This is a genomic window from Candidatus Termitispirillum reticulitermitis, from assembly GCF_054655775.1.
In genome coordinates, this window is record NZ_BAAIHG010000160.1 from 1 (window position 1) to 1,077 (window position 1,077).

The following is a 1,077-nucleotide window of genomic DNA, read 5'->3' on the forward strand; positions in this document are numbered from 1 at the left end:
CAATAGCATCAGCTACAGAAACCATGTCAACTGCCACATAGTAGCCTGAAAAGTTAGTGTATGAGTAAGGTTCTATATCATACGTTCTCTCAATGACACCATCTGCATAGACATCATGAGCAATAGCAGAGCTACCGCGCACTTCTTGTGTTCGCCTCGCGAGCGGGGGACTAATAACATTTGACGCAAGAAATGACGACGCTGCTCTACGGTCGTTGCCACCATCACCAACACCAGCTGGCGCTATATGTACCGTATCATCGCTTACTATGAACTTCGCTGTATTGTTATCCATCCCCTCTACTACAGCATTCGTTATCCCAGGGTAGCTGAGACGTTTCGTGTAGTCCATGAGTTGTGCTGTATGATAGACTGCATTCTCCCCTGCCGTAGTGCTAAATGTTAGCTTGTAGTCTCCTGATACAGGAGCACTCCTGAATATAACATCAACATCATTGCTCGTTGCCGACCATAAACCTGCAGCATCGCCTGATAATAACCTCTTGGTATTAAACTCCGTTGCGTTTGATACCCTGTTAATTTCCGCCTTGAGTTGCTCAAACTCCTTCTGTAATTCCCGCCTATCATTACTCGTATGGCTACCATTGCCCGCCTGACTTGCAAGCTCCCGCATACGTTGCAACATATCGCCTATAACTTCCATGCCGCCATCTGCTGTTTGTAAAAATGAAACGGCGTCCTGCGCATTGTTTGCAGCCTTAGTCAACGCACTAATCTGTGTCCGCAACTTCTCCGATACAGCTAATCCTGAAGCATCGTCTGACGCATGGTTTATGCGCAACCCTGACGACAGCCGCTCTATTGACTTGCCAAGCGTGCTGTTGGCAGACTCAAGATTCCTCTGCGCCACAGAAGACCATACATTGGTGTAAATAGAGAGAGCCACAACACCTCCATGCCAAGCCCGCGACAACTAACGCATTCATTATCCTAAAACGCGCAAGCTAGATAAAAATAGAAAGCCGACTAATACCATAAACGCCAAACGGCGAATAGCTACTAGTCGGCTTAATTATCTTAATACCTAACTTAATTGTAGGTATCTTATACTATAAA

At 46.1% G+C, this 1,077-nt stretch carries 1 protein-coding gene; it reads right to left on the bottom strand.

Annotation, left to right across the window (positions count from 1 at the left end; translation table 11 throughout):
- A partial coding sequence (locus AC1MDJ_RS07995; RefSeq protein WP_479690388.1) for a flagellin N-terminal helical domain-containing protein occupies positions 1–907 on the bottom strand: 907 nt, incomplete at its 3' end.
- Between the last annotated feature and the right edge of the window lie 170 nt (positions 908–1,077).